Source organism: Pseudomonas soli, from assembly GCF_021283165.2.
GTDB lineage: Bacteria > Pseudomonadota > Gammaproteobacteria > Pseudomonadales > Pseudomonadaceae > Aquipseudomonas > Aquipseudomonas soli.
The window spans coordinates 2743525-2769652 of record NZ_CP128543.1 but is presented as its reverse complement, the minus strand read 5'-3'; the positions used below and the strand labels follow the sequence as shown (position 1 = coordinate 2769652).

Sequence of the window (26128 nt, the reverse complement as noted above, 5' to 3'; positions counted from 1 at the left end):
GCTGCCACCGACGGTGCTATTTGGCGCTGACCACCTGACCCTTGTCCCGCTCGCTGATCACATACTGCTGATACTGCGGATCAGCCTTGATCTGCGCCTCGGTGAACGGAATCGGCGCCAGTTGCTTGGCCGCGAAGGCCCGCGTCTGGTCGGCGGCATGCGCTGACGCCCGCTCGCTCGACAGCGAGAATGCCAACAGCCCTTGGGCTTGCGGGCCCTGCTCGGTGAAGCTGACCACCTGCAGATAGCTCGAACCACTGACCACCAGGCGCTTGCCCGGCCCTACCGGCACACTGACCATCGCGTTGTAGACGCCCAAGGCCTGCGGCCCGCCGGGCACCGGCGTACCATCGGCGGCCTGCTGGATCTGCCCCCACCGCTGGTCGGCGGCGATACCGGCCTCGTTCACCTGCGCAAGCGAGCCCAGCGCCGCCTCGTGCAGCAGCTTGCGCACGGCGGCCTGCTCCACCGCCAGGCCACGAGGTGTGTGCAACGGGTCGGCCGGATCGAACGGCACGCGCCAGCTTTGCGGATGCTCGGCCAGCGTGGCGGCGATGTTCATGAAATGAACCAGGCCGATACCGCTGTCCTGATCGGCTTTGCCGTTCCATGCCTGCAGGCTGGCACATACCGACTGAATGTCCGCCTCCACGCCCTTGCACCATTGCAGCAGGTCCGGCATCAGCAGGCTGGCCTGGTACACCTCGTCATCGAAGACCATGTGCTGGAGCTCGGCGCTGCCCAGCTTGCCCTTGCCCTGCAGGCGCTGCAGGGCAAAGCGGCTGCGCAGGCCCAGGGGCTGGTCGGCACGGCTGACCAGGGGCGAGAAGCCGGTCAACGGCTGGGCCGGGTTGACCATCCACGCCGAGTCGTTGGCGTGCTGTACATAATCGCGCCGCTCCAGGCTCGGCAGCAGGTTGGCCGGGAAGATCCCTGACTGGGCCGCCTGCGCATCCACCTTCCATTGACAGGCACTGCGCGAGCCGTCGAGCACCACCAGCGGGCCAGACGCGCCGGGGTTGCTGCACTGCTCCAGCATCCCCTGGTCGACATAGGGCACCACCGACTGATTGAGGTACAAGGCCTGGCCAGCAGCGTCCACTGCCAAGGTATTGACCCAGGGGATGCCCTGCAGCTCACCCACCGACGCCTTCAGCGCTTGCAGGCTGTCGGCATGGTTGATCCGGTACCACTGCTGCAATACCCGGGTATTGTCCAGGTTTGCATCGCGCAGACTGTAGGCGGCGTGCTTGTCCCAATCCAGACGGCCGGGCCATTGCACCACAGGGCCGAACTTCGACAGGTGAATCGTGCGTTCGACCTGGCTGAGTGAACCGTCCTTCCCCTTCACCGTGACCTTGAGCAGCTTGCGCTCCAGCGGCAGCGACTGGCCGTCATACAGATAGCGGGTGGCGTCCCTGGGATCCAGTTGCAGGCGATAGAGGGTGAAGTGCTTGGAGGTGTCGACCGTGTGGGTCCAGGCCAGTTGCCGGTTGAAACCGATATTTACCACTGGCAGGCCCGGCAACGCCGCTCCCATCACATCCAGTTGCCCGGGGATGGTCAACTGCATCTGGTAAAAACGCATCCCGCCAATCCACGGGAAATGCGGGTTGGCCAGCAGCAGCCCACGGCCATTGGCCGAACGCTCGGCGCCCACGGCCACGGCATTGCTGCCACGCTCGGCGGCGAACTGCGCCTGTCGCGCCAAGGCCACGCTGTAGTCGACCTCCGGGCGTTGCGCCGCCAGCTCGGGAGGCGTCGCGGCGACCACGGCCTCGACGAATTGCCCTACGCCGCCCTCGGCCAGCAAGCGCCGGGTCAGCTTGACCAGATCGCGGCTGGTGATCGGTCGTAGCCACTCCCCTGCCCCGCACTCGGCCGGTAGCCCCTCGATCCGTCGTTCACCCAGCGCACGGTTGTAGCCGTTGGCATACCCATCAAGCAGATCACGCACCGCCACCGGCTGCGCCGTGAGGAAACTGTCTACCGCCGCAGGTTCGTTGAGCCAGGTAAAGAACAGGTCACTGGAGAGGTTGTCACGCTGCTCGACCGTCTTGCCGTCGGCACCGAAATACCGGGAGCGCTCGCCATTGACCGTCAGCACCTCGCCGGCCAGCAGGCACAGGTTGTCCTGGGCGTAGGCGTAGCCGATGCCGTAGCCCAGGCCGCGCTCGTCCTTGGCCAGGATGTGTGGCACGCCGAAACTGGTGCGACGGATCTGCGCGGACGCCTCGCCATCGGCCTCGCGCGCCTGCAGGGTCAGGCTGGCAGCGACCAGGGCGGCGGCAAGGCCCAGGCGAAACAGGGGAAGAGGGATCACAGGCACTCCTCGTGCTTATCGGGGTCATCCCGAACAGACGAATGGCCAGATGAAAATTTTACGTTCAACGCGGTGCTGCAACGTTCTCAACAGAACATGTCAGATTTTTTTCACCGGGGGTTGCAGTTTTGTCGAGCTCAAACGTCTTTAGATGTGAGGCACCCATGATTTCGGGACAGTCCACGAAAAGGAGCATTCACATGTACAACCCGCAACAATCGCTAGCGGCGCAGCCTGCGCCCAGTCAGGCCGCCGCCCCCCAGGAAGAACGCGTGGGCAACGAGCAAATCCGCGAGCTGCTGCGCGCCTACGGCCTGCGTACCAGCCTGATCCGCCTTAAGGTCATCGACGCCCTGCACACCGCCGGCCGCAGTGGCCGCAGCATTGGTGTGCGTGGCGTGCATGCGCAACTGGAGCAACTGGACATCCCGCTGTCGTTCCTGAGCGTGCGAGAGGTGCTCAAGCGCTTGTGCAGCGAAGGCGTGATCAGCCTGGGCAGTGACAAATGCTACAGCCTCAACCCCCAGGCCCGAGCCGTGCTCGAGCAACCCGCCTCGCGCTGAGCGCATGGCCGGCAAGGATATGCCGGCCCGCCTGCTTCAGGGTTTCACCTTGCGCCGCAGGATCCCGTTGATCACCACCACGACCACCGCAATGGCGATGGCGACGTACTGGAATGTCTGCTCGCTGATAGTGCCCTGCTTCTGCAGGTAACTCAGACCGAGCATGATCCCCAGCACCACCAGGATGATCAGGATCGAATATTTCAGGCGCTGCACATGTGTCATCGGAGGTTCCTTGCGACATCGGGGACATGAGGCTCCAACGGAGCCGCCGCCATGATACCTCGGCTGCTTTCCCCTCGCTGCAGTTCCTGCCTGATCCTCACACGACAATCTCCCAGTTCGGTCACAGCCTGGCGAGCGCATCGAGATACGCCCGTGGTTGCATGTCTAGGTAAGCTACCCAATTCGCCATCATGGAACCCTTTCTCTAGATGGTTTAGGGCCTGTAGCGCAAGGGTGAAGGCATTTCCCACTTCAAGACACCCGATTGCCCGCAAATGACAGACAAGGACGACTACAAGCCCCGGTCCGCTTCGCGCCTAGCGACCCTTTCCGTCGCTGTTCGAAAATCCGCCTACGCCACGCGGGCCATCCCGTGGCAACCCTCGCCGCAGCCGGTCCGAGCCTCGGCGTCGGCCAAACCCAATGACGGAAGGAACCATTACGTGGAAATGCCAGACCTGAGCAACATCGACCTCACCCAACTGCCTCATTCGCTGCAGGCGCTGATCGAATGCATCGGTCTGGACAGCGCCTACCGGCTGACGCATGCCTTTGGCGGGCGCCCGAAGTACATCCCCAAACATCGCCGACGCACCAAATTGGCCGATGTGCTGCCGCCAGAAGCGCTGGACGCGCTGATCCAGCGCTTCGCCGGCCTTGCCCTGGAGATTCCCAAGTCCGACCACTTCCAGCGCCAGCTGCGCAACCAGCAGATCCAGCGGGAGAGCGCCAGCGGGCTGTCACGCAGCCTGCTCGCCGACAAGTATGGATTGAGCCTGCGACAGATTGGCAACATCCGTAGACAGGCGTAGCCAGCACCGCCCTGGACTTGGCCGAAGCGGGTGACGCCGGAACCTGCCAGTGGCGCTGAGGAGGCGCTGGACCAATTTGTCGCAATCGACCGTCTGAAGATCAGACACGGATCAAGTCGATGCAACAGCGACCTCGGTCTACTTTTCGCCTTCCTCGAGCGGTGTGCTCCACAGCACCAGCTCAAGCGCCGCGGCGATCTGGATACGGTGGTCGGCAAATGGAATGGGCAGCAGGTCCTGGGCGCGTTCCAGGCGCCGCAGCAAGGTATTGCGATGCGTACCCAATACTTCGGCGGTCTGGGTGATATTGCAGCCATGGGCCAGGAATGCCCGCAACGAATACTGCAGCACCACCGGCTCTGAAGCCAGGCGCCCCAAGGTACTCAAGACAAACTGCCTGGCCGCCCGGGCGTCCTGTGTCATCAGCGACACCATCCTCAGCTGATCGATACTGGCCACAGGCGGCGCGCCCGCCAGGCGCCCCATCAGCCCCTGGGTGGTCAAGGCTTCCAGGTGGGAGCGACGGAAACCGTTGAGCCCCGCCGCAGGGGCGCCCAGTGCCGCACGAACGCCTGGGTACTGACGAACCACGCCTTGCAGCGCATTGAGGTCCAGAGGCCTTGTCGCAGCACTCCAGCCCCATAAGGTCGCAGGCCCGGCGAACACCACCAGCGGCGCCCCCGCCCCCGTGAGGCTTGCCAGCGCGCGCGCCATGTCCTCTAGCGGACGAATGTGCGCTTCGGGCGTCTCGCTCCACACCAGAAAGGCCTGGTGCTTCTGCGCAAGGCCGTAGCCCAGGCGCCTGGCGAACTGCTCGGCGTCGACATCGCGGCCGTCGAGCAGGCGACTGACCAGGCTGCGTTTGTCGATGTGCTCATCATGAGCCTGGGCGTGCTTTTCCTCGAGAATGATCCGGGTGATCACTCGCATGTTGCTGTCGATGAACTCCGAGATCGAGCGCGAGGAGACGTCCAGTAACTCCTCGAGCAGCGCCGGGTCCTGGGTCAGGCCGAACGCCATCTTCATCCATAGTTCCCAGGCGGTGTTCTGTGTCGACCTGGCGACATTCATCAGCAGTTCAGACAGCCCGCGATGGGCGAGCTCCCGTGCCGTATCCACCATGTCAGCCGATACATAGGGTTCCACCGGCTCGCCTGGGCGCTGCATGTTGGCGTTGGCCCAATGCAACAACTCTGCTCGATTGGCGCGCCGACACGCGGCCAGGATAACCGGGTCCTCCAGCAACCTTGCGTCTTCCGGAGACGCGAAAAGCGCCTGGTTGAGCCGCTCGACCCACTCCGGCGGCAGGGCCTGGGCACGTTCGGCGCCTTTGCGGATCAGTTCACGCACCGCTTCGGACGGGCGTGGCCAAGGGGAGGGAGGAAGGCTCATAGAGAGTGCAAAATGCTCAAAAAAATGAGGGAAAATGGTGCTTTTTGTACCTTGGCCACAGGCCGGTGGAAACATAGCATGAAGCCACTGCCTGAGCAAAAAGCACAAGGAAGGCATCTGCCACGCCATGTCCCTTGTTCGGGTTGGGCGCCCTGCCAACCGGCCAGCGCGACAATGCCTTTGAATCGGAGTGTCAACATGTCAGTCCCCGAAAAGAATCCTCCACTACTACCCAGCGTAACCCGCTCGACTTCGCCTGAAGAGATCGTGCAACTCAGCGATCAGGTCGGCGCGGTCATCATCCGCAACTTCATGACCCCCGAACAGGTAAAGCGGATCAACCAGGAGGTCGACGCCCCACTCAAGGCCTTGGACGCAGGTTCCAAGCACGAACACGAGCTGATCGTCGAGTTCCATGGCCGACAGACCAAACGGCTGACCAACCTGGTAACCCACAGCAAGACCTTCCGCGAGGAAATCCTCGATGACGACCTGTTCCACGAATTAGGGCGCGTGCTCTATCAGTCGGACGCTGGCGACTGGTGGCTGACCACCGCGCAACTGATTGAAATCGGCCCGGGCAACAAAGCACAGATGCTGCACCGTGACATGGCCCAGTACTACCCCTACGTTGCCATGAACAAGCATGCGCCGCGGGCCATCGCCAACCTGATGCTGGCACTGACCGACTTCACCGAAGAAAACGGCGCTACGCGTCTCATCCCCGGGAGCCAGGATTGGGATGATTTCGGAAACGTCGGCACCCCGGAAATGACCATCCCTGCGGTGTTGAACGCAGGCGATGCGGTACTGTTCGGCGGCAAGGTCGTCCATGGTGGTGGCGCCAACGTGACCGCCGGTGAGTTCCGCCGGGGCCTGACCATTCCACTGCAGGCTTCGATCCTCACCCCGGAAGAGGCTTATCCGTTGATCGTGCCGCTGGAGGTGGTCAGGACGCTTTCTGCGCGCGTGCAGAAGATCATCGGCTTCCGCTCACAGTATCCTGCGGGCAGCCCAGGCCTGTGGCAGCATAACTACGCTGACCTGGCGGACCATCTGCAGCTGTAACGCGATTGATCGATTGGGGACGGACCACCTGCCCCCGGATATGCCTGCTTGGTCAGTAATGCCCTGCCCACAGCTCGACCGCGTCCTACCCTCTCGCAAGTGGTTGATGATTGGCATTCGGCCTGGGTCGTTTTGCGACCCAAGCCATGATCAGTTCGTCGGTTAACGCCTCACTTCTGGTACGGCATCACGCCACGGCGCGAGAACAGCACAGGCGTACCCTGTGCATCGAGCAGCACCGCCGTCAGCGACAAGTCATCCGCCGACTGCTTTTCCTGGAAATGCCGCCCGCCATCCTCGCTCAGCATCATCAGCCCATCCAGCCCGACCACCAGCACTCGGGAACCCGCTACCGCCATTGCGGTGACGGAACCTTTACCGTGGGTAGGCAATCTGCGCCATCCCGTCCCTTCCTTTGTACCCTGCAGCAACGTGCCTCGCTGACCGCCGAGCAAGAGGCTGCCGTCATCCAGGACAGCCCCCGACCACAAGCTGCCTGCGTAGCCGGTATCCAGGTAACCCCAGCTTTTGCCTTGGTCCTCGGAGTGCAGTAGCTGCCCATGCTCGGCGGTGGCGTACAGCGTGCCGTGGCTGCCGGCAAACAGCCCCATCAGGTTGAGATCGGCCTTCCTGGCCCCCGGGGGCGGCGGCAACGATTGCTCGGTCCAGGTCTTGCCACCATCTTCGGTGATCAGCAGCAACGACCACAGCCCCACGGCAACGCCCTGTTGGGCGTTGAAGAAATGCACGTCGAACAGCGGCCGATCTACGTCGCTGGACAAGCGCTGGATTTGCCACGACTCGCCACCGTCGGCGGTGGCCAGGATCGCCCCCCAATGGCCAACCGCCCAGCCACGCTGGGCGTCGACGAAAGACACACCTGTCAGTTGGGTCGACACCGGTACCGAACGTGCCTGGCGAAAGCGCTTGCCCTGATCGTCCGACAGCAAGACCACGCCGTGGTCGCCGACCGCGACCACGCGCTCCCCGGCCCACACGGCATCCAGCATGGTCGCTTGCGTGGCATTGCTCGCCTGCACGGCAGGCACTGCCTGCAAGGGCTCGGCCCGAGCAGACAGCAACGGCAATGTCGCGGCGAGCACCGCCGCGATCAATGAACCCCTGAATCGCATGTTTCTCTCCTCAGTGCAGCAGCGCGCCGATCATGCGCACGGGGCGCTTGCGCGGGAATACCCGCTCCAGCCAGACCGCGAATGCCGGCAGTACGGTCATGGCCATGACCATGTTGACGATGAACATGAAGGCCAGCAGCTTGCCCATGTCCGCCTGGAACTTCAGGTCGGAGAACGCCCAGGTGGCCACGCCCACCGCCAGGGTGATCGCGGTGAAGATGGTAGCCACGCCCACTTCGAGCAACGCGTGCTCGACCGCTTTGGTGATCGACTGGCCATGGGCCAGGTGCAACTGCAGGCGGTTGTAGATGTAGAAGGCGTAGTCGACGCCGATGCCCACGGCCAACACCATCACCGGCAAGGTGGCGATGGTCAGGCCGATCTGCAGCTCCTTCATGAACCAGTAGCCAATGAATGTACCGATGGTCAACGGCAGGCAGCACACCAGCACCGCGCGCAGGTCGCGGTAGACCGCGAATACCAGCAACGCGATCGCGGCATAGACATACAGCAGCATGGGCGTCTCGCTCTTCTCCACCTCCTCGTTGATGGCCGCCAGGACACCGGCGTTACCCGAGGCGAGGCGGATCGCCAGGCCCGGTTGCGAATACTCGCTACGAAACGCCTTGACCGCCTCCACCACCCGGTTGATCGTCGTGGCCTTGTGATCAGCCAGGTACAGGTGCACGGCGGACATGCTGCAATCGGTACGCACCAGTCCAGGGGTGCGCGCCACCTCGGTAGCCAGCGCCGCGTAGTTCATCGGGTCGATGGGCACCACGGCCATCTTCGGGTTGCCTTCGTTGTAGCCCTCGTTGAACTGGCGCAGGTTGCTGGAGAACGACGCTACCGACAGCACGCCAGGCACGCCCTGCATGGCCCAGACGAAGCGGTCCTGGTACTGGCCCGCAGCGACATCCTCGCACGCCGCCGGCACGCCTTCGCCAGCCTCCCCCGGTTTGGCTTCGAACACCACGCTGAGCCAATCCAGCCCGATGTCATAGTTGTTGGCGATGGACACGGCGTCGCGGTTGAAGCGCGAATCCTCGCGCAACTCCGGGGCCCCGGCCTGCAACGAGCCGACGACACGGTCATGGCTTTGCCAGATCGCCACCAGAAAGATCACCAGCGCCACGCCCAGGACCCACTGCGCGTTGCGCCACTCGGCCAGCCGCGACAGGCCACGCAGCCAGCGGGTACGGCGCTGCCGGGAAATTTCCTGGGCCGCCGCGTACTCGTCGTCGACCCGCAGCATGGACGCCAGCAAAGGCAGCATCAGCAGGTTGGTGATGATCTTGTAGGCCACTCCGAGCGATGCGGTGATCGCCAGTTCCCGCACCATCGGGATCGGGATCAGCAGCAGCGTCACGAAAGACACCAGTGCAGTCACCAGTGCCAGCGTTCCCGGGATCAGCAAGCCGGTGAAGCTCGAGCGTGCCGCCGCTTCGGCGCTCTTGCCGGTGGCGATCTCGCGGACAATGAAGTTGATCTGCTGCACGCCATGGGACACCCCGATGGCAAACACCAGGAACGGTACCAGCACCGCCAGCGGGTCGAGGCCATAGCCCAGCAAGCGCAGACTGCCGAATTGCCAGACCAACGAGGCCAGAGAACACACCAGCGCCAGCAAGGTGAAGCGCAGTGAATGGCAATACCAGTACACCGCCGCCGCGGTCAGCAGCAGCGCCAGCAAGCAGAACTCCAGCACCGCCGAAGCGCCGTCGGCGATGTCGCCGATCTGCTTGGCGAAGCCGATGATCTGCACTTCGAAATCGCCATCTTCGAACTGCTGGCGTAGCTCTTTTTCCAGGCGGTGATTGAACGCGACATAGTCCAGATGCGTCCCATCGGCCTCGTACTCGTTGAGCTCCGCGGTGATCATCGCGCTGCTCTGGTCACGCGACACCAGGGTGCCGATGAAGCCCCCTTGCGCGGTGGAGTTGGCGATCGAGGCGATGACCTGGTCGTTCAGGTGCTCGGGCGAAACCGTGCCCGGCACCAGCGGATCGGCGCGAAAGCCTTCTTCGGTAATCTCGTTGACGAAGGCATTGGGCGTCCACAACGAGCGCACGCTGCTGCGCGAGATCCCCGGCAGGAAGCTGATCGCCTGGGTCACCTCATACAGTCGCTTCAGCCCAGGGGCGCTCCAGATATCACCTTTGCGAGCCTTGACCACGATGGTCAGGCGATTGGCGCCCATCAGGTCGTTGCGGTACGTCTCGAAGGTCTGGATGTATTCATGGCCGACCGGCAACTGTTTTTCGAAGCCGGCGTCCATACGCAACTGCACCGCGAACCAGGCCATGACCAGGGTGAACACGGCCAGGCCCGCCAGCACCAGCCGCCGATGTCCGAACAAGACCCGCTCGACGCGTGGCAACACGCCACGCGCCTGGATCCCTGTCAGTTTTACAGAACCGTTCACAGGAGGCCTCACAAGGTACGGGAGATCGCGATGCCGACATAATCGCGGTCACGATACAGCTGGTCGTAAGGGGTATCCCCGCCCATGAACTTGGCGTAGTTCAGGGACACCTGCCAGCTGGCCGGGTTGCGCACGAAATTCAGGTAGAAGTTCATGCTGCTAGCGTCCTTGGTAAAGGTGGCCGTGAGGTTCGGTGTACGCCCGCTCAGCGAGCGTGCGTAGAACACCCCCGGGGTGACCTGCCAGCCCGGCAGCAAGGTGCCGTCATAGGTCATGCTGAAGTCCAGGTTGATGCCCGACGAGGTCTTGTCGCCACGCGACTTCGGCGCGGTCGCAGGGTCCAGCTGCCAGGCATTGAGGCCGGCGGCGAGCGGCTCGCCGTTGACCTGGTCATGTAGCCCCGGGTACTTGATGACCACAAGTTCGGTGAGCAAGGTACCAGTGCTTGCGCCAGTGAAATCCAGCAGCGTCGGCGAGTTGGACGGCGTGAAGCTGTAAAGGCCGGTCAGGTGCCACTGGAACTTCTTCTCGTCCTTCCAGCATTTGCCGCCATTGCTCGAACACAGGTCGACGACCGGGTTGAGCATCACCGAATCCTTAGGCCGGTAGGACAGCTCGGTACCGACGGCCCAGTCGCCGATCGGCATGTTGGCGCTGACGCCATACATCATCCGGTCTTCCTGGTAGCGCCAGGAGGGTGCGGCGGCAAAGGTGTCCGGGTCGAGAATATCCACGCGCAACGACGGCGTCTTGTCGTGGTAGCGCATCACGTAGAAGCCATAGTTGACGTCGCTGTCCTCCGGTTGCCAGCGCAGCGAAAGGCCCCACTGGCCGCTGTCCCGGGCTTTGTTCTCGGAGAACCCGTACTCGCCCCTGCCCTCGCCGAGCGCGTTGGTGGTGGACCAGTAGCTGCCCACCGGCGGCAGCTCGCTCTTGTTCCAGCGGAATTGATAGTAGGCCTCGACGTTGACCCCCGAGCCCAGGCCGGAGGCGACACTGAGCATCGGCGCCGGCAGCACGGCCTCCTTGAGCTGCACCCCCGGACGGGCCAGGGCTTGATAGTCGTAGGCGTTGGTATTGTTGATACCCCCAGCCACGAACAGGCTCTCGCCCCAGTTGATCACCTGGTTACCCAGGCGCGCCCGGACACGCTGCTCGCCCACGTCAAAGCCTTTGCTCACCCACAGATCGAGCAGGCGAGCCTTGAAGGCGAGATCGTCGCGAGCATCTTTGCCAAGGCCGCTGCTGCCGATGCTTTCAGGGGTGTTGAACGAGCGCGTGCCAGTGGTATCGGTGGCCGCGAAGTCACGGATCCAGGTACCGCGCGCCATGAAGGTGACGTCCTCGGGCATCTTCAGCAACAGCTCGTGGGTACCCTTGAGATAGTTGGTGAACATGTCGCCGCGGTCGTAGTTCAGGTCGCCCTGATCCGCAACGCCCGAGCTCTGCGCCAGGCAGCCGGACGGCACATTGTGCCCGGTGGCCCCCTGGTTGATCAGGTTGCAGCCGCGCGACTCCGTACGTACGCCCATGCCGGCGGTGATGGTGGAGTCGAACGAACCATTGAGGGTTTCGGTTTCGAAGGTGAACCCCATTGCCAGTGGGGTGGTGCACACGATGACAAGGCCTGATGCTTTGCTAATTATTCTTTTCATTCTGGCTCTCGATCTGACGTCGTTCTTTAGCGTTCGCTGATGGCTCGCAGGTTATCGGAGGTGTAGAAATCGCGTTTCAGGCGTGGGCTGCTACCTTCATCGGTGAGCCAGCGGATATCGTTCTTGCCAGCTCCGACCGAGGTCATGTCGAACAGGTAGCGGCCATCGACCAGGTTGTACTGGACCTGGGCCTGCACATCGCAAGTGCCGGTTTCGTACACAGGGATCGAGAAGCCTTCACGCACTTTCCAGATCTGTCCTTGCTTGTCGTAATCGACAGCCAGCAGCGGGTTCCAGCTATCCTCGTCGATGTAGAACATGCGTTTTGGCGCCTGGTGGCGCATGCCCTGGCGCACATTGGCTTCGACCACCCAGACCCGATGCAACTCGTAGCGGCGCGCCTGCGGCGCGATTGAATCGTTGCCGGCGAACGCCTCCACCTTGGCGGCGGTGTCATAGGCACCGAAGGCGTTGTAAGGCACCAAAAGCTCCTGTTTACCGACCAGTTTCCAGTCAAAGCGGTCCATGGTGCCGAAGAAGACGTTCGCCTCATCGACGTTGTACTGGTTGTCCAACCCGATCTGCGGCGCGTCGTAGGAATACGACGGCATGCGCCGCACGCGACGCTGGCCAGGGAAGTAGTAGAACGTCGTGGCCTGCTCGCCGGCGACAGCCGTCTGCACCCCTGCCTGCCCAGCCAGCGCCGCTGGCTCCCGATAACTGGAGAACGTGGCATTTTCCAAACGGCCAGTTGCGGAAAAGAGTTCACTGCCTTTCTTTCCCCACGGCGTGAAGAAGAAGGTATCCGACGACTGGCGTAACCACTCCCCGCCCTTGCGCGGCGAGATGCCTGAAATGCTTTTTGGAATTTCTACACCAAGGCCGTGATAGCGCATCTTCATGTTCCACATCACCTCAGCACCAGTGCTGGGCAGAGGGAACGGGATGCCGGGTACGTGAGCCTCTACGAGGGCAACCCCTGAAGGGTCGAGCTTGGCGAAGCCAAGGTTCTGCCGTGTGTTATCCGCCACGAAGTCCGGCACGCCGCAGCTGCGTCGGGTCGGATAGACCTCCATGCGGTAGCCCGGAATCTTCTTGAACAGTTCAAGCTGACCCGGGGACAGCTTGCTCGCGTACTGCGCCACGTTGCTCGCATCGATGCTGTAAAGGGGCTTATCGCTCCTGAACTTCCAGTGCTCGGCGCGCATCTGGCCGTAACTCCAGCCCTCCCCTTGTGGCCCCGGCGTGGACCACGCCGGAATATCCCCGCTTGAATTGGCGGCCACCTCACCGCCCAGTGGCGTCAGTTCGGAACCCAGCTTCTGGGCGCCCTGAGACGCGGCCTGCACCGAGCAAATCGCGCCCGATACAGCAAGGGTAATCAGCAACTGCCTGAACATTCGGCGGGTAGAAACATCGCGTTCACGCACTGTGGATACTTTTTTCATAATAGGCTCCTCGGAAAAGGGCCTGCACCGGCAACCCAACCTTTGACAAGGAATTCGGCACCTATCGCAAGCTGATCAACTGACATGATCATATGACCATGTCGATTGATCATGAAGCAAAGCATATGCCAGAACTCTTCACGCCATCATTAGTTGATATAAATCAGCCAGTTAGTCACAACACGCTTTAGATAAGCTACGAACACCTGCCCTTTAATGGGAAATAAAGGAACAAGTGTTACCAGTGCACGCCCATTCCTGGCGCATTTAAGGCACCGCTTGCAGCCACCAGCCCTATGTCCAAGCGCGCCCTAAACATAAATTTACGCCAAAAAAAACCGCCCCTAGAGGCGGTTGAAACGGCAGGCTCCTGGCCCGCCATGGAGTAACTTCATAGACTGAAACAGCCGAATAAACACGGTCTACTCAAAGCGCGCAAGATGCCGCCTTAGTTGGATTTTACTGGCGCGCTCAAGCGCACCATAGGCATAGAATGACTGCACGATCGAGTACGACCACGTCAGAAAAGCCAGCGTCATGAAAACCATCTTTGTGTCATCGCCCGCAATCGGGAAGAAATCATAGCGCAATGCTATCGTCAATCCCGCCACACCACTCAAAGTGGTGGCCAGCGCATGCAGAAGCTCACCGGCACGACACAGCCGCCAGACAAAATAGGCCAGGTAGGTCGTGTAGACCAACCACATCCCTACATAAAAATAAGGGAGGAAGGCCTTGAACGAGGCCGACATAAAGTAAATGGCCGCGACCACGAAGCCAGCCAGGAATAGCAAAATGTCACTCACCGGAGACGGCTTGTAGTCATGCGTAACCGACATCAAACCGAGCGTTGCAATCACAGGAATCCCAACACCTCGAGAAAAGGCATCAAGAAACATGGCGACGTTATAATTAGCCTGCCAACCGGTAACGATAAAGACCGCGAAATTTGTCGCCGATATTCCTACAATCAAAAACTCTCCACCGATTAGATAGTTTCCTCTCCCGAAAAATGCCACCCCATAGAACAGACCGCAGATAATTAGCAGTACACATGAGACCAGGATGCCCACTTCTATCAGTTGCACGAAAACAACCTCTTAATCTGGAGGGCGACACCATATTGTCATTCGACAGAGTTCCGTAGGCCAATGGACACCATGGGCCACCTGGAAAATGCTGGCTAAGTTACTGACCTGCTCCAGCAACTGCATTTATAGGGGCAGGTCAGCCAACCGTTAGTTGACCAGGGCCCTCAGGTCACTATCAATTTCCTTTAGCACTTCTGGCGAAATCAATCCGCCAGAGTATTTCGCCGCTGTCACCAAGGCAAAGCCGCGGGCCATGCCAATTTGCGGATGCTTACTGATACCGGGCACGTGCTTTTCAAGTACCTGGCTCGTATTGTTGTTATCCAGCAATTCGCCTACTTTCGAGTCGATTGAAAACGCCATGGTCTTATCTCCTTGGTTGCGCCCTGTCGGGCAGAAATTCAATACGCAGCCAGCCGTGCAAGCCCAAGCACTCAGAAGTCTTTCCCTGGTTCGGAAAAGGCAGGCATGCCCAGGAGCTCCTGCGGGTCACGCATCTGACCATCGATTTCCACCCAGCCCAGCAGCGTAGAGCTCACACTCCAACCCAGAAGGCGCTGCATTTCTGCAGGAAGTTGGCGAATCCGTTCAATGGGGATGGAAAGGAAGTGATTCTCTTCAAGGCGCAGGATGGCCAAGTCGTAGGCCATGGTCAGGCCAGTCCGAGGAGACGACGTGGTATTGGCGCCACCGCCGTGATAGACCGAGCCCAGCCACAGCAGCGCAGAGCCTGCCTTCATCTCAGCGGCGATGGTTTCTTCCTGGGTCGGCATGCGCTCGTCATCCCATTGATGACTACCCGGAATCACTCGCGTCGCCCCGTTTTCTTCGCTGAAATCCGAGATGGCCAGCATCATCTGCAGGCGGGCCTCGCGTCCGAACTGGGGATGTCGCCACAGCGAAGTGGCGTCGTCTCGATGCAAGGGCTGCAGGCCTTGGCCTGGCCCGATTTGAATGGCCTGGGTAATGCTGAGTTGAATGTCAGGCGCCATTTCGATGCGGTCGCTGCCCACCCATACATGGGTTGGTGTCTGAAGAATCTGCCTGGCCGCGCCGATGAACAATGGGTTTAGTGCAACCTCCACCGCGATGTCGCTTCGACCGATGATGCGACCGACACGGCGCGTCTGCGTACCGGCGAAATAGGGGTCTTCTCCGCAGGGCGTGACATTCAAGTAGGTGTCCAGCTCCTCGGCGAGGCACTTGAGCGTCTCTGGCGAGACGAAATCGGAAATGATGACCCCGCCGTCACGCCGGATGATTTCCACCACCTGTTCAACCGACGAGTCACCACTGACCGTCGAGAGTTTTCGTGTATCCATCTGCCTTCTACCTGTCCGGTTTTGTCATTGTTCTGTCCAGCGAGCCCGGGCAACGGCGTCGTCTCACCGGAGCCGCCAGCACAGTCACCTCTTGCGCCACTACCGAAGCCCTTGATCACCTGCTCGGCGTTGCCATGATTATTTAATATAGTCATTTGATCAAGTCATTTGATCTAGGTTTTTTGTAACCCTCCCGCGGCCGCCTCGACCTCAGTGAAATCCAGCGCTCGGCATTCGTTACTGGCAATGACCACATACCGGCCGCCAAGGTGCGGACACAAACGGCTCCATCCACCCATCTCATGGAACAGGCAATGACTTTGCGATAGCATTCGTCACCGCCGACGCCGGCACCGGCGGTTGGCGCAATGCCGACAAGGGAGAACGCTGAATGGCTCGGATAGGCGCAGAAGAACGCAGACAGGATTTCATTGAAGCGACCATCAAGGTGATCGCGGAACATGGCATAGCCAACGCCACGACGCGGCGCATCGCGGCAGCTGCGGATTCACCGCTGGCATCGCTGCATTATGTTTTTCACACCAAGGAGGAGTTGTTCTATTCGGTCTACGAGTCTTTGATCAACATGCCACAGCAATCGCTGCAGGCGCCGGCAGACGCCCTCCCCGCCGACTCGGTGGGAGATATGCTGCGCCAACTGGTCAAGTGGTTCATCGCGCACCCCGAACGGGCCATCACACAATTCGAGCTCTTCTTCTGGAACCTGCGTAACGATCCGCAGATGGCAGCCAAGATCTATATCGTTTCCCTCGAAGCGACTCAGCAGGCCATCCAGAAGGCAACCGGCGATGCGCTGGACCATGCCGCACGGACCACTGTCAGTCGGCTACTGATCAACCTCTTCGATGGCTTACTGCTCTCCTGGACCGCCCACGGCGACCCCGAGCGCCTGGAAGCGGAGACAGAAACGGCCTGCAAGGCGGTCAGGCTGCTGGTGGAAAGCTACTGAGAGGCCATCCAGAGATGCCGTGCTCCGGTGCGACGCGGCAATCCTGGATACATAGGGCCCGATAGATAGAACCACAGGGGCTTCTTGCAGCATTAGCAGTCCCCTTCTCCCAGAACGACTCCCCCCACGCGTTGGCCGGCGCCCTCGCAGTCACTCAAAGTTCAAATCATCCCAAAAAAAAGACTTCGCGGTGCATTTTGCACCTTGTACCGGGCAATCGGCCACCTCATCATGGTCAAATGATCAAGTCAAAAGATCAGTCTCTACAACACTAGAATAGGAGGCGACATGTCCTCGCACACTGCTCTTCCGGTTGAGCCGCTCGACATTTTGATCATTGGAGCCGGTGTGTCTGGCATCGGCGCGGCGGCCTATCTGCGACGCCAGCAACCCGACAGGACGTTCGCAATTCTCGAGTCCCGCGAACGCATGGGCGGCACCTGGGACCTGTTCCGTTATCCCGGCATCCGCTCCGACTCGGACCTCTACACCTTCGGTTTCGACTTCAAGCCCTGGACCAAGGCGAAATCCCTGGCGGATGCCGCGGACATTCTCGAGTACCTGCGCGAAGCCATCGACGAGTACCAGCTGGAGCCGTTCATCCAGTACCAGCAGAAAGTCGTCTCGGCCAACTGGCAAAGCGACAGAGGCCTGTGGGCAGTGCGCATCGAGGAAGGCCAGACGGCTCAGGTGCGTACGGTCGAATGCCGCTGGCTATTCAGTGCCGGTGGCTACTATCGCTATGATCAGGGCTTCACCCCCCGCTTCGAGGGCACCGAGCAGTTCAAGGGCCAGATCGTTCACCCGCAACACTGGCCGGAGAACCTCGACTATGCGGGCAAGCGCGTGGTCGTCATCGGCAGTGGCGCGACCGCGGTAACGCTGATTCCGGCCATGGCAGACAAGGTCGCCAGCATCACCATGCTGCAGCGCACGCCTTCCTACATCATCAATCAGCCGGCCACCGACGGGGTTGCCGCGTTCCTGCGCAAGGTCCTGCCGGCGCAAACCGCCTATTCCCTGACGCGCTACAAGAACGCCAAGATCACCTTGGCGTTCTGGGGCTTCTGCCAGCGTTTCCCCAAGCTCTCGAAAAAACTGCTGCTGTGGCTGACCCGCAAGGAGTTGCCGAAGGACTACCCGGTCGACGTGCACTTCAACCCACCCTACAACCCGTGGGACCAGCGTCTGTGCTCGGTGCCCGAGGGCGACCTGTTCAAAGCCATCAGTACCGGCAAGGCCGACATCGTCACCGACCATATCGAGCGCTTCACCGAGTCCGGCGTATTGCTCAAATCGGGCAGGACGCTGGAGGCCGACATCATCGTCACGGCCACCGGGCTCAACGTACAAATGTTCGGTGGCATCACCCTGCACAAGGACGGCAAGCCGGTGGTGCTCAACGAGACCCTGGCCTACAAAGGCATGATGCTCTCCGGCGTGCCCAACTTCGCTTTCGCGGTGGGCTACACCAACTCGTCCTGGACCTTGAAGGTCTGCCTGCTGTGCGACCACTTCTGCCGCCTGCTCGGTTTCATGGCGCGCGAAGGCTACAACGTCTGCGAGCCAAAGGCGCCGGCCGGGATCGAAACCCGCCCTCTGCTGGACTTTGGTGCCGGCTATGTGCAGCGCGCGCTCGACAGCGTGCCGCGGCAGGGGCCGTGTGAGCCCTGGGTGATGTCGATGGACTACTTCCGCGATATCAAACTGCTGCGCCGCGGCACAGTGGCGGAAAAGTGCCTCAGCTTCAGCAGCGTACCGAACGTGCCGGTGCATGCCGGCGTCGAACTGCAACAGCCAGGTAGCCGCCGATGAGCCGTGATCGCTTCTGCGAGCTACCGGGCAAAGGCAAGCTCTGCTATCGCAGCTACGGTGTCGAGGGTGCCCCGGCGGTCCTGCTCATCGTCGGCCTCGGGCTGCAGCTTACCTACTGGCCGCAAGCGCTGATCGCCGGGCTGGTCGAGCAAGGGCTGCAGGTCATCACGCTGGACAACCGTGACTCGGGCAGGTCGTTCTTCACCGACGTGACGCCCCCCACGACCCTGCAGCAATTCCTGCGCAAGCGCACCGCCGGCTATGACCTGGCCGACATGGCCAACGACGTCATCGGCTTGATGGACGGCTTGCAGCTGCAAACAGCGCATGTCGTGGGAATGTCGATGGGCGGCATGATCGCGCAGACCCTCGCGGCACGTTATCCGCAGCGGGTCAGGACCCTCACATCGATCTTTTCCACCACGGGTTCCCTGCGCGTCGGCCAGCCGGCGCTCAAGGCCCTTCTGCAGTTGCTGCGCCGCCCGCCGCGCAGCGAGAAGGAAAGCGTTCGCGACTACGTGGACATCATGCGCGTGATCGGCTCCACCCTCGAGTGGAACGAGCCGGCCTTGCGTGAGTATGCCCAGCTGGCCTGGGAGCGAGGCGGTGGCGAGGCGAGCAACCTCGGTACCGCCAGGCAGATCGGCGCAATCATCAACTCCGCCGACCGTACCGAGGAGCTGCAGCGGATTCGTTGCCGCACCTTGGTCATCCATGGGGAAAAAGACCTCATGGTCGCCACCAGCGGTGGCTACGCCACGGCGGCGGCGATCCGTGGCTCCAGCCTGGTATTGCTGCCCGGGATGGGGCATGACTTTCCGGCTTGCCTGTCCAGCACGCTGCTGTCCCTGCTGACGGGGCACTTGCGTTAACAACAATTTTCTTTAGGGGCGTGCAGCTTGGCCGCCCCTCTTTTTATTCCGCTGGAGGCCTTTAGCGACACGTTGCAACACCACCCAAGACAACAACATACCGGCTTGCGCCAAAGCGCCAGGCCACACATCACACGCCTGAGCGGCCGACCGCGACCAGGCGCGGGTGCTCCTCCACTGCCCTTTCGACAATGACAACAATTGAGCAAGAGGTACGTATGGAATTCAAATTCTTACTCCCCAGCAAGATCGTGATGGAACCTGGCCTGCGCGAGCGCACCGGTGAACATCTCCAGGGCCTTGGCCTGGCGCGGGTGCTGATCGTGACTGATGCCGGGGTCAAGGCTGCGGGGCTGCTGGACAGCATCTATGCCAGCCTGGACAGGGCAGAAATTGCTTACGAAGAAGTCGCGGACATCAAGGCCAATCCACGCAGCGAAGACATCAACCGGACGGCGCAGCAATATCGGGGCAAAGGCATCGACGGCCTGCTGGCGGTGGGTGGCGGCAGCGCGATGGACGCGGCCAAGGCCATCAGCCTGCTGCTTACCCACGACGGGCGGATCGAGGACTACGAAGGGTCGTTCACCCTCAAGCACGCCATACCGCCGATCATCGCCATCCCGACCACCGCAGGTACCGGCAGCGAAGTGACGTGCTTCTCGGTGATCACCGACACTGCCCGCCATTTCAAGATGAGCGTCCATGATTACCGCGTCGGCCCCGTGTTGGCGCTGCTCGACTCCCGTATCCTCGACACCCTGCCCGCGTCGATTGCCGCCGCCACCGGCATGGATGCCCTGACCCATGCCATCGAGGCCTACACTTGCCGCGTTTCGAACCCGATCAGTGATGGCCTGGCATTGCATGCCATCCGCCTGATCAGCCAGCACCTCAAGGCGGTCGTACTGGAGCCAGACAATCAAGAGGCGCGCGAGCAGATGTTGGTGGCGAGCCTGATCGCCGGCATGGCATTCGGCAACGCTGACGTCGGCAGCGTGCACTGCATCTCCGAGTCAATTGGCGGCATGTACGACACCCCGCACGGCGTTGGCAACGCGATCTTCCTGCCCTTCGTCTTTGGCCACAACCGCGATGCCGACATCCTGCGCCACGCCCAGGTGGCCTACGCCCTGGGGATCGACCCGACGCTGGCGCCGGCCGCCGCCGCCGAGGCCGCCGTGGGTCATCTGTTCCAGATGAGCAAGGACCTGGGCATCCCCTCCTTCGCCGAGGTCAAGGGCGTGCGCGAGGAGGACTTCCAGGCCATCGCCGAAAAATCCAAGCAGAACTTCTCGGACGCCAGCAATGCCAAGGCGATGTCCGTCGAGGCTTATCACGACATCATCACCACCGCTTACCACTTCGTCGCGTAGGAGGGCTGCGTCATGAGTCATTCAACCTCCAGCGCCTCGTTGAGGCGCACCTTGGGGCCGTTCTCGGTGCTGCTGTTCGGCCTGGCGTTCCTTGCCCCGCTGATCGTCTTCGGCACCTACGGCGTGATCACCCAGGCCAGCGGCAACACCACGGCGATGGCCTACCTGATCGCGGCGACCGGGGTGGTGTTCACCGCGTTGAGCTACGGGCGGCTGGTCAGGGTATTCCCGGTAGCCGGTTCGGCCTACACCTACACCCGCAAGATGCTCAATGCCAATCTCGGGTTCATGGTGGGCTGGGCCGCCCTGCTCGATTACTTCTTCATCCCGATGCTGATCTGGCTGCTCGGTGCCAGCTACCTCAACATGGCCTTTCCAGAGGTCCCGCAGTGGGTGTGGATCAGCGGCTTCATCGTTTCCACTTCACTGCTCAATGTCCTTGGCATCCAGGTCGCCAACCGCTTCAACGTGCTGTTGATGGCGGCGCAACTGGCGATCATCGTCGTGTTCCTGGGCCTGTGCATGCACTACATCGTGGCGGCGAACGGCCCTGGCGGGCTGCTGTCGGCCAAGCCGTTCTTCAATCAGGACGTGCCCTTCGCCACCAGCATGGCCGGCGCCGCCATTGCCGCCTACTCGTTCCTGGGCTTCGACGCGCTGTCCACGCTGAGCGAGGAGACCCGAGAGCCGGGCCGGACGCTGCCACGCGCCATCCTGCTGGTCGCGTTGATCGGCGGTTCGGTGTACGTGGGCTCCTCGTACTTCATGTACCTGGCCCATCCCTCCCCCAGCTTCGAGCAGGTGGACGGAGCCGCCTTCGAGATCGCCCGGATGATCGGCGGCGATGTGTTCTTCGCCGTGGTGCTGGCGGGGATCATCATCGCCCACTTTGCCGCGGGCATGTCGTTCCAGGCCAGCGTGGGACGGCTGCTCTATGCCCTCGGCCGGGACAACCAGCTGCCGCGCAAGGTGTTCGGTGTCCTGCATCCGCGCTTCAAGACCCCGGCCTTCAACATCCTGCTCTGCGGCGTTTTCGGCACGGCGGGTTTTGCCTTGACGATCGCCACCGCGACGTCGCTGGTCAACTTCGGCGCGTTTGTCGCTTTCACCGCCGTCAATCTGTGTGCATTGCGGCTCACCTTCGATGCCCGGGTCAAGGATGGCGCCGGCCTGCTGCGTGGCGTGCTGTTCCCGCTCATCGGCTTGGTCACGGCCGGGTGGATGCTGATCAGCCTGGATAAAGACGCGCTGATCATGGGCAGTTGCTGGCTCGGCCTGGGGCTGGTCTACCTGGCCTGCCGCACCAGCTTCTTCCGCAGCCCCGTCCCTGAGGCATTGGTATAGCGACCCCGTTTCAATCGAATGCCCTGACGACAATCACAAGGCCGGCCATTGGCCGCGCCGTTAAATGGCGAGAAACGACATGCAAAGCAAACTTCTGATCAATGGTGCCCTAGTAGCCGGCGAAGGTGACGAGCTGGCCGTGTACAACCCCTCCCTGGGCAGCGTCCTGGTGCAAACCAACGAGGCCAGCCAAGCCCAGGTCGATGCCGCGGTGCACAGCGCCGATGCGGCCTTTGAAGCCTGGTCGCAAACCCCGCCCAAGGACCGCGCAGCCCTGCTGCTCAAGCTCGCCGACAGCATCGATGCCCAGGCACCGGAGTTCGCGCGCCTGGAAGCCGACAACTGCGGCAAGCCTTACACCGCCGTGCTGCAGGACGAGCTGCCGGCGGTGTCGGACGTGTTCCGCTTCTTCGCCGGCGCCGTGCGCTGCCTGCAAGGTTCGGCCGGGGGCGAGTACATCCCGGGGCACACCTCGATGATTCGTCGCGATGCGGTCGGCGTGGTCGCCTCCATCGCGCCGTGGAACTATCCCTTGCTGATGGCGGCCTGGAAACTCGGCCCGGCCTTGGCCGGCGGCAACACCGTGGTGCTGAAACCCTCGGAGCACACGCCGATGACCACTTTGAAACTCGGCGAACTGCTGGCCGAGATCTTCCCTGCCGGCGTGGTCAACATCGTCCATGGTCGGGGGGCCACGGTCGGTGAGCCGCTGACCAGCCATGCCAAGGTGCGCATGGTGTCGCTGACCGGCTCCGTACGTACCGGCAGCCGGATCATCGAGGGCACCGCCGACAGCGTCAAACGCATGCACATGGAATTGGGTGGCAAGGCCCCCGTGCTGATCTTCGACGATGCCGATATCGACGCGGCCGTCGAAGGCATTCGTGCCTTTGGCTTCTACAACGCAGGCCAGGACTGTACCGCCGCCTGCCGCCTGTATGTGCAGAAGTCGGTCTACCCCGAGTTCGTGCGCAAGCTCGGTGAGGCCGTGGCCAGCATCAAGTGCGGGCTGCAGGATGATCCCTCGACCGAGATGGGGCCATTGATCACCGAAGAGCACCTGGGTCGCGTCGAAGGCTTCGTCAAGCGTGCCCGGGAAGTGCCTCATATCGAGGTCGTCACTGGTGGCAAGCGCGCCGCAGGTAGCGGGTTCTTCTTCGAACCGACGGTCCTGGCCGGTGCCCGCCAGGATGACGAGGTGGTGTGCCGGGAGATCTTCGGCCCGGTGGTGACAGTCTCGTCGTTCGAGGACGAAGCCCAGGCGCTGGCCTGGGCCAATGACTCCGACTACGGCCTGGCCTCTTCGGTGTGGACCGCCGATGTCGGCCGAGCCCATCGCCTGGCCGCGCGCCTGCAATACGGCTGCACCTGGGTCAATACCCATTTCATGCTGGTGAGCGAGATGCCCCATGGCGGCGTGAAGCTGTCCGGCTACGGCAAGGACCTGTCCATGTATGGCCTGGAAGACTACACCGTGGTGCGCCACGTGATGTTCAAGCACTGATAGCGCCAAGCAAATGTTGCCCGATCAATTCAAGAGGTTATGCATGAACAACATCGAGACATTCGAACGGCTCGAGTCCAACGTGCGGATGTATTGCCGCGATCTGCCGCTGGTCTTCGATACTGCCCAGGGCAGCAAGATCCGCGGCGAGGATGGCCGCGATTACCTGGACTTCTTTGCCGGCGCCGGTGCCCTGAACTACGGCCACAACGACCCGCGCATGCGCGATGCGCTGATCGCGTACCTGTCGGCCAACGGCGTGACCCATGCCCTGGACCTGCACACCACCACCAAGCGGCAGTTCCTCGAGTCGCTGGAACGCGACCTGTTCAAGCCGCGCGGCTGGGACTACAAGGTGCAGTTCACCGGCCCGACCGGCGCCGATGCCGTCGAGGCGGCATTGAAGCTGGCGCGCAAGGCGACCGGGCGGAGCAAGATCGTGTCGTTCTATGGTGCCTACCACGGCATGACGGCTGGTGCGCTGGCGGTCACTGGCAACCGCACCCGGCGCGGTCCGGGGCTGTCCACCGACGTGGTGTTCGTGCCCTACGAAGACAGCCCTTACGGCGCCTTCGACAGCATCGGCTTCCTCGAGCGCCTGGCCAACGACCAGGGCAGCGGCTCGGAGCTGCCAGCGGCGGTGATCGTCGAATCGGTGCAGATCCAGGCCGGCGTCTACCCCGCCTCCAATCAGTGGCTGCAAGCCTTGCGCCAATGGACCCGTGCACACGGGGTGTTGCTCATCTGCGACGAGATCCAGGCTGGCTGCGGCCGCACCGGTGACTTCTTCGGCTTCGAGCGCTCCGGGGTGGTCCCTGACCTGATCACCTGCGCCAAATCGATCGGTGGCTACGGCCTGCCCATGGCCATCGTGTTGATCGGCGCCGGGCTGGATGTCTGGGAGCCGGGCGATCATATCGGCACCTTCCGCGGCAACCAGTTGGCGTTCCTTACCGCCCAGATTGCCCTCGGCTATTGGCGCGACGAGCAGTTCCTGAAGTTGCTGGCCGCCAACTGCGCGGCCATGGAACGCGCGGTCGCCGGCTACGCCGAGATTCCAGGGGTCGCCTCGGCGCGCTGCCGCGGCATGATCGCCGGCATCGATTTCGGCCGCGGCAACGTAGCCTTGGCCAAGGATGCCCAGCAGCGCGTGCTGCAGGCGGGCGTGCTGGTCGACCGCTGCGGGCCGAACGGCGAGATCATCAAGCTGATGCCACCGGTGAACACCCCGACCGAGCAGCTCGAACAGGGTCTCAAGGCGTTCGGCGAAGCGGTCGCGGCAGCGCTTGGTCAGTAACCGCAGGATCCTGCCGTGCGTCCCGTGACGATCCACGGGGCGCAGGCAACCTGCTCACTTGCGGGCGATCGAAGCCTGCGACAGGAACATGAACCAATGAACACGCTCACTGCGACCGCGCGCAACGATCTGGCAGCACTCATTCACCCCAACACCAACCTGGCCCAGCATCAGGAAATCGGGCCGTTGGTCATCACCGCAGGCGACGGTGTGCGGGTCTTCGACGAACAGGGCAATGCCTATATCGAAGCCATGTCGGGCCTGTGGAGCGTTGCCCTGGGTTTCAGCGAACAGCGCCTGGTCGACGCCGCCGTCGAGCAGCTCAGGCAACTGCCCTACTACCATAGCTTCAGCCACAAGACCAACGCCCCGGCCGCGGCGCTCGCCGCCAAGCTGGCGGAGCTTGCGCCCGGCGATCTGAACCATGTGTTCTTCACCAACTCAGGGTCCGAGGCCAACGACTCGGTGGTGAAGATGGTCTGGTACGTGAACAACGCACTGGGCAAGCCCGCCAAGAAGAAGTTCATCTCCCGCCAGCAGGCCTATCACGGCGCCACCGTCGCCTGCGCCAGCTTGAGCGGCATCCCGTCGATGCACCGTGATTTCGATCTGCCGGCCATCCCGGTGCATCACCTGACCTGCCCGAACTTCTATCGATTCGGCCGGCCTGGCGAGACCGAGGAAGCCTTTTCGGCGCGCCTGGCGGACGAGCTGGAGCATTACATCCTCGACGAGGGCCCGGAAACCATCGCCGCGTTCATCGGCGAACCGGTGATGGCCGCAGGCGGCGTGATTCCGCCTCCCCAAGGCTACTGGGCAGCGATCCAGGCGGTGTGCAGACGCTACGACATCCTTGTGGTGATCGACGAGATCATCACCGGCTTCGGCAGGCTTGGCACGATGTTCGGCGCCGAGCTGTACGGGATCCAGCCCGATATCATGGTGCTGTCCAAGCAGCTCACCTCGTCCTATCAGCCCCTGGCCGCCGTGCTGGTGTCCGATGCCATTCATGACGTCCTGCTCAGCCAGAGCCAGCGTTTGGGAGCCTTCGCCCATGGCCTGACCTGCACGGGTCATCCCGTCGCCACTGCGGTGGCGCTGGAAAATATCCGCATCATCGAAGAGCGCGACCTGGTGGGCCAGGTCCAGCGCCTGGCCCCTGAATTCCAGCGCCGTCTGCGCGAATTCGCCGACCATCCGCTGGTGGGCGATGTGCGCGGTATCGGGCTGGTGGGCGCCATCGAACTGGTGGCGAACAAGGCCACCGGCCAACCCTTCGCCCAGCCCGGCACCTTGGGTGGCTATGTGTTCAGACAGGCGCACAAGCACGGGCTGATCATTCGCGCCATCTACGACACGATCGCCTTCTGTCCGCCGTTGATCTGCACCCAGGCCGATATCGAGGCGATCTTCAGCGCCTTCGAACGCACGCTGGTCGACGCGACTGACTGGGCCCGCGCACAGAACCTGTTGTAGGCGAAAGACTGCGCCCG

Annotated in this window: 21 protein-coding genes; 11 read left to right on the top strand and 10 right to left on the bottom strand. The window is 62.2% G+C overall.

Annotated features, from left to right (window positions below; genetic code table 11):
• Window positions 1-16: 16 nt before the first annotated feature.
• A complete protein-coding gene (pvdQ, locus tag LU688_RS12915) occupies window positions 17-2323 on the bottom strand; it encodes a bifunctional acylase PvdQ (protein WP_414057767.1) in 2307 nt (768 codons plus the stop codon).
• A gap of 200 nt (window positions 2324-2523) precedes the next feature.
• On the opposite strand from pvdQ, the gene LU688_RS12910 reads away from it, so the two are divergent.
• Complete coding sequence (locus tag LU688_RS12910) at window positions 2524-2886, top strand: fe2+ zn2+ uptake regulation protein (protein WP_038705997.1); 363 nt, start codon at window positions 2524-2526, stop codon at window positions 2884-2886.
• Window positions 2887-2922: 36 nt separating this feature from the next.
• Here LU688_RS12910 and LU688_RS12905 read toward each other — a convergent pair whose 3' ends face one another.
• A complete protein-coding gene (locus tag LU688_RS12905; RefSeq protein ID WP_023632313.1) occupies window positions 2923-3111 on the bottom strand; it encodes a hypothetical protein in 189 nt (62 codons plus the stop codon).
• 443 nt (window positions 3112-3554) lie between these two features.
• On the opposite strand from LU688_RS12905, the gene LU688_RS12900 reads away from it, so the two are divergent.
• Window positions 3555-3923 carry a Mor transcription activator family protein gene (locus LU688_RS12900; RefSeq protein ID WP_038705996.1) on the top strand — a complete coding sequence of 123 codons (369 nt, stop codon included), beginning with the start codon at window positions 3555-3557 and terminating at the stop codon, window positions 3921-3923.
• Between the two features lie 138 nt (window positions 3924-4061).
• On the opposite strand, the gene LU688_RS12895 is transcribed toward LU688_RS12900, so the two are convergent.
• Window positions 4062-5315 (bottom strand): PucR family transcriptional regulator, encoded by a 1254-nt coding sequence (locus LU688_RS12895; RefSeq protein WP_160290990.1) that lies wholly within the window; start codon window positions 5313-5315, stop codon window positions 4062-4064.
• A 198-nt stretch (window positions 5316-5513) separates the two neighbouring features.
• On the opposite strand from LU688_RS12895, the gene LU688_RS12890 reads away from it, so the two are divergent.
• Window positions 5514-6383, top strand: coding sequence for a phytanoyl-CoA dioxygenase family protein (locus LU688_RS12890; RefSeq protein ID WP_031314477.1), 870 nt, complete (start codon window positions 5514-5516; stop codon window positions 6381-6383).
• A 170-nt stretch (window positions 6384-6553) separates the two neighbouring features.
• On the opposite strand, the gene LU688_RS12885 is transcribed toward LU688_RS12890, so the two are convergent.
• The 7 genes from LU688_RS12885 to LU688_RS12855 all read right to left on the bottom strand — a co-directional run bounded on the left by LU688_RS12885 (window position 6554) and on the right by LU688_RS12855 (window position 15457).
• Window positions 6554-7516 carry a WD40/YVTN/BNR-like repeat-containing protein gene (locus LU688_RS12885; protein ID WP_160290991.1) on the bottom strand — a complete coding sequence of 321 codons (963 nt, stop codon included), beginning with the start codon at window positions 7514-7516 and terminating at the stop codon, window positions 6554-6556.
• Between the two features lie 10 nt (window positions 7517-7526).
• On the bottom strand, window positions 7527-9941 hold the full coding sequence (locus LU688_RS12880) for an efflux RND transporter permease subunit (protein ID WP_160290992.1): 2415 nt from the start codon (window positions 9939-9941) through the stop codon (window positions 7527-7529).
• An 8-nt stretch (window positions 9942-9949) separates the two neighbouring features.
• On the bottom strand, window positions 9950-11596 hold the full coding sequence (locus tag LU688_RS12875) for a DUF1302 domain-containing protein (protein ID WP_312025792.1): 1647 nt from the start codon (window positions 11594-11596) through the stop codon (window positions 9950-9952).
• A gap of 26 nt (window positions 11597-11622) precedes the next feature.
• On the bottom strand, window positions 11623-13044 hold the full coding sequence (locus LU688_RS12870; RefSeq protein WP_160290993.1) for a DUF1329 domain-containing protein: 1422 nt from the start codon (window positions 13042-13044) through the stop codon (window positions 11623-11625).
• A 422-nt stretch (window positions 13045-13466) separates the two neighbouring features.
• On the bottom strand, window positions 13467-14117 hold the full coding sequence (locus tag LU688_RS12865) for a hypothetical protein (protein WP_094011255.1): 651 nt from the start codon (window positions 14115-14117) through the stop codon (window positions 13467-13469).
• Between the two features lie 165 nt (window positions 14118-14282).
• Window positions 14283-14498: a hypothetical protein gene (locus LU688_RS12860; protein WP_023628923.1), complete on the bottom strand. Its 216-nt coding sequence runs from the start codon at window positions 14496-14498 to the stop codon at window positions 14283-14285.
• Between the two features lie 71 nt (window positions 14499-14569).
• Window positions 14570-15457, bottom strand: a complete 888-nt coding sequence (locus LU688_RS12855) for a phytanoyl-CoA dioxygenase family protein (RefSeq protein ID WP_023628924.1) — start codon at window positions 15455-15457, stop codon at window positions 14570-14572.
• 391 nt (window positions 15458-15848) lie between these two features.
• Here LU688_RS12855 and LU688_RS12850 point away from each other — a divergent pair, with 391 nt between their 5' ends.
• The 8 genes from LU688_RS12850 to LU688_RS12815 all read left to right on the top strand — a co-directional run bounded on the left by LU688_RS12850 (window position 15849) and on the right by LU688_RS12815 (window position 26111).
• Window positions 15849-16427: a TetR/AcrR family transcriptional regulator gene (locus LU688_RS12850; RefSeq protein WP_023628925.1), complete on the top strand. Its 579-nt coding sequence runs from the start codon at window positions 15849-15851 to the stop codon at window positions 16425-16427.
• A gap of 288 nt (window positions 16428-16715) precedes the next feature.
• Window positions 16716-18242: a flavin-containing monooxygenase gene (locus LU688_RS12845; RefSeq protein ID WP_023628926.1), complete on the top strand. Its 1527-nt coding sequence runs from the start codon at window positions 16716-16718 to the stop codon at window positions 18240-18242.
• Window positions 18239-19114 carry an alpha/beta fold hydrolase gene (locus LU688_RS12840; RefSeq protein ID WP_160290995.1) on the top strand — a complete coding sequence of 292 codons (876 nt, stop codon included), beginning with the start codon at window positions 18239-18241 and terminating at the stop codon, window positions 19112-19114. Before LU688_RS12845 ends, LU688_RS12840 begins: the two co-directional genes overlap by 4 nt.
• Before the next feature lie 218 nt (window positions 19115-19332).
• On the top strand, window positions 19333-20490 hold the full coding sequence (locus LU688_RS12835; RefSeq protein ID WP_110605051.1) for an iron-containing alcohol dehydrogenase: 1158 nt from the start codon (window positions 19333-19335) through the stop codon (window positions 20488-20490).
• Between the two features lie 12 nt (window positions 20491-20502).
• The gene (locus LU688_RS12830; RefSeq protein ID WP_160290996.1) at window positions 20503-21834 is read left to right on the top strand and encodes an APC family permease; all 1332 of its coding nucleotides are present in this window, start codon (window positions 20503-20505) and stop codon (window positions 21832-21834) included.
• A 79-nt stretch (window positions 21835-21913) separates the two neighbouring features.
• Entirely contained in the window at window positions 21914-23338 is a 1425-nt protein-coding gene (locus LU688_RS12825) for a gamma-aminobutyraldehyde dehydrogenase (RefSeq protein ID WP_094011198.1), read from the top strand.
• A gap of 43 nt (window positions 23339-23381) precedes the next feature.
• Complete coding sequence (locus LU688_RS12820; protein WP_160290997.1) at window positions 23382-24635, top strand: diaminobutyrate--2-oxoglutarate transaminase; 1254 nt, start codon at window positions 23382-23384, stop codon at window positions 24633-24635.
• A gap of 96 nt (window positions 24636-24731) precedes the next feature.
• Window positions 24732-26111 (top strand): aspartate aminotransferase family protein, encoded by a 1380-nt coding sequence (locus LU688_RS12815; protein WP_094011197.1) that lies wholly within the window; start codon window positions 24732-24734, stop codon window positions 26109-26111.
• The last annotated feature ends 17 nt before the right edge of the window (window positions 26112-26128 follow it).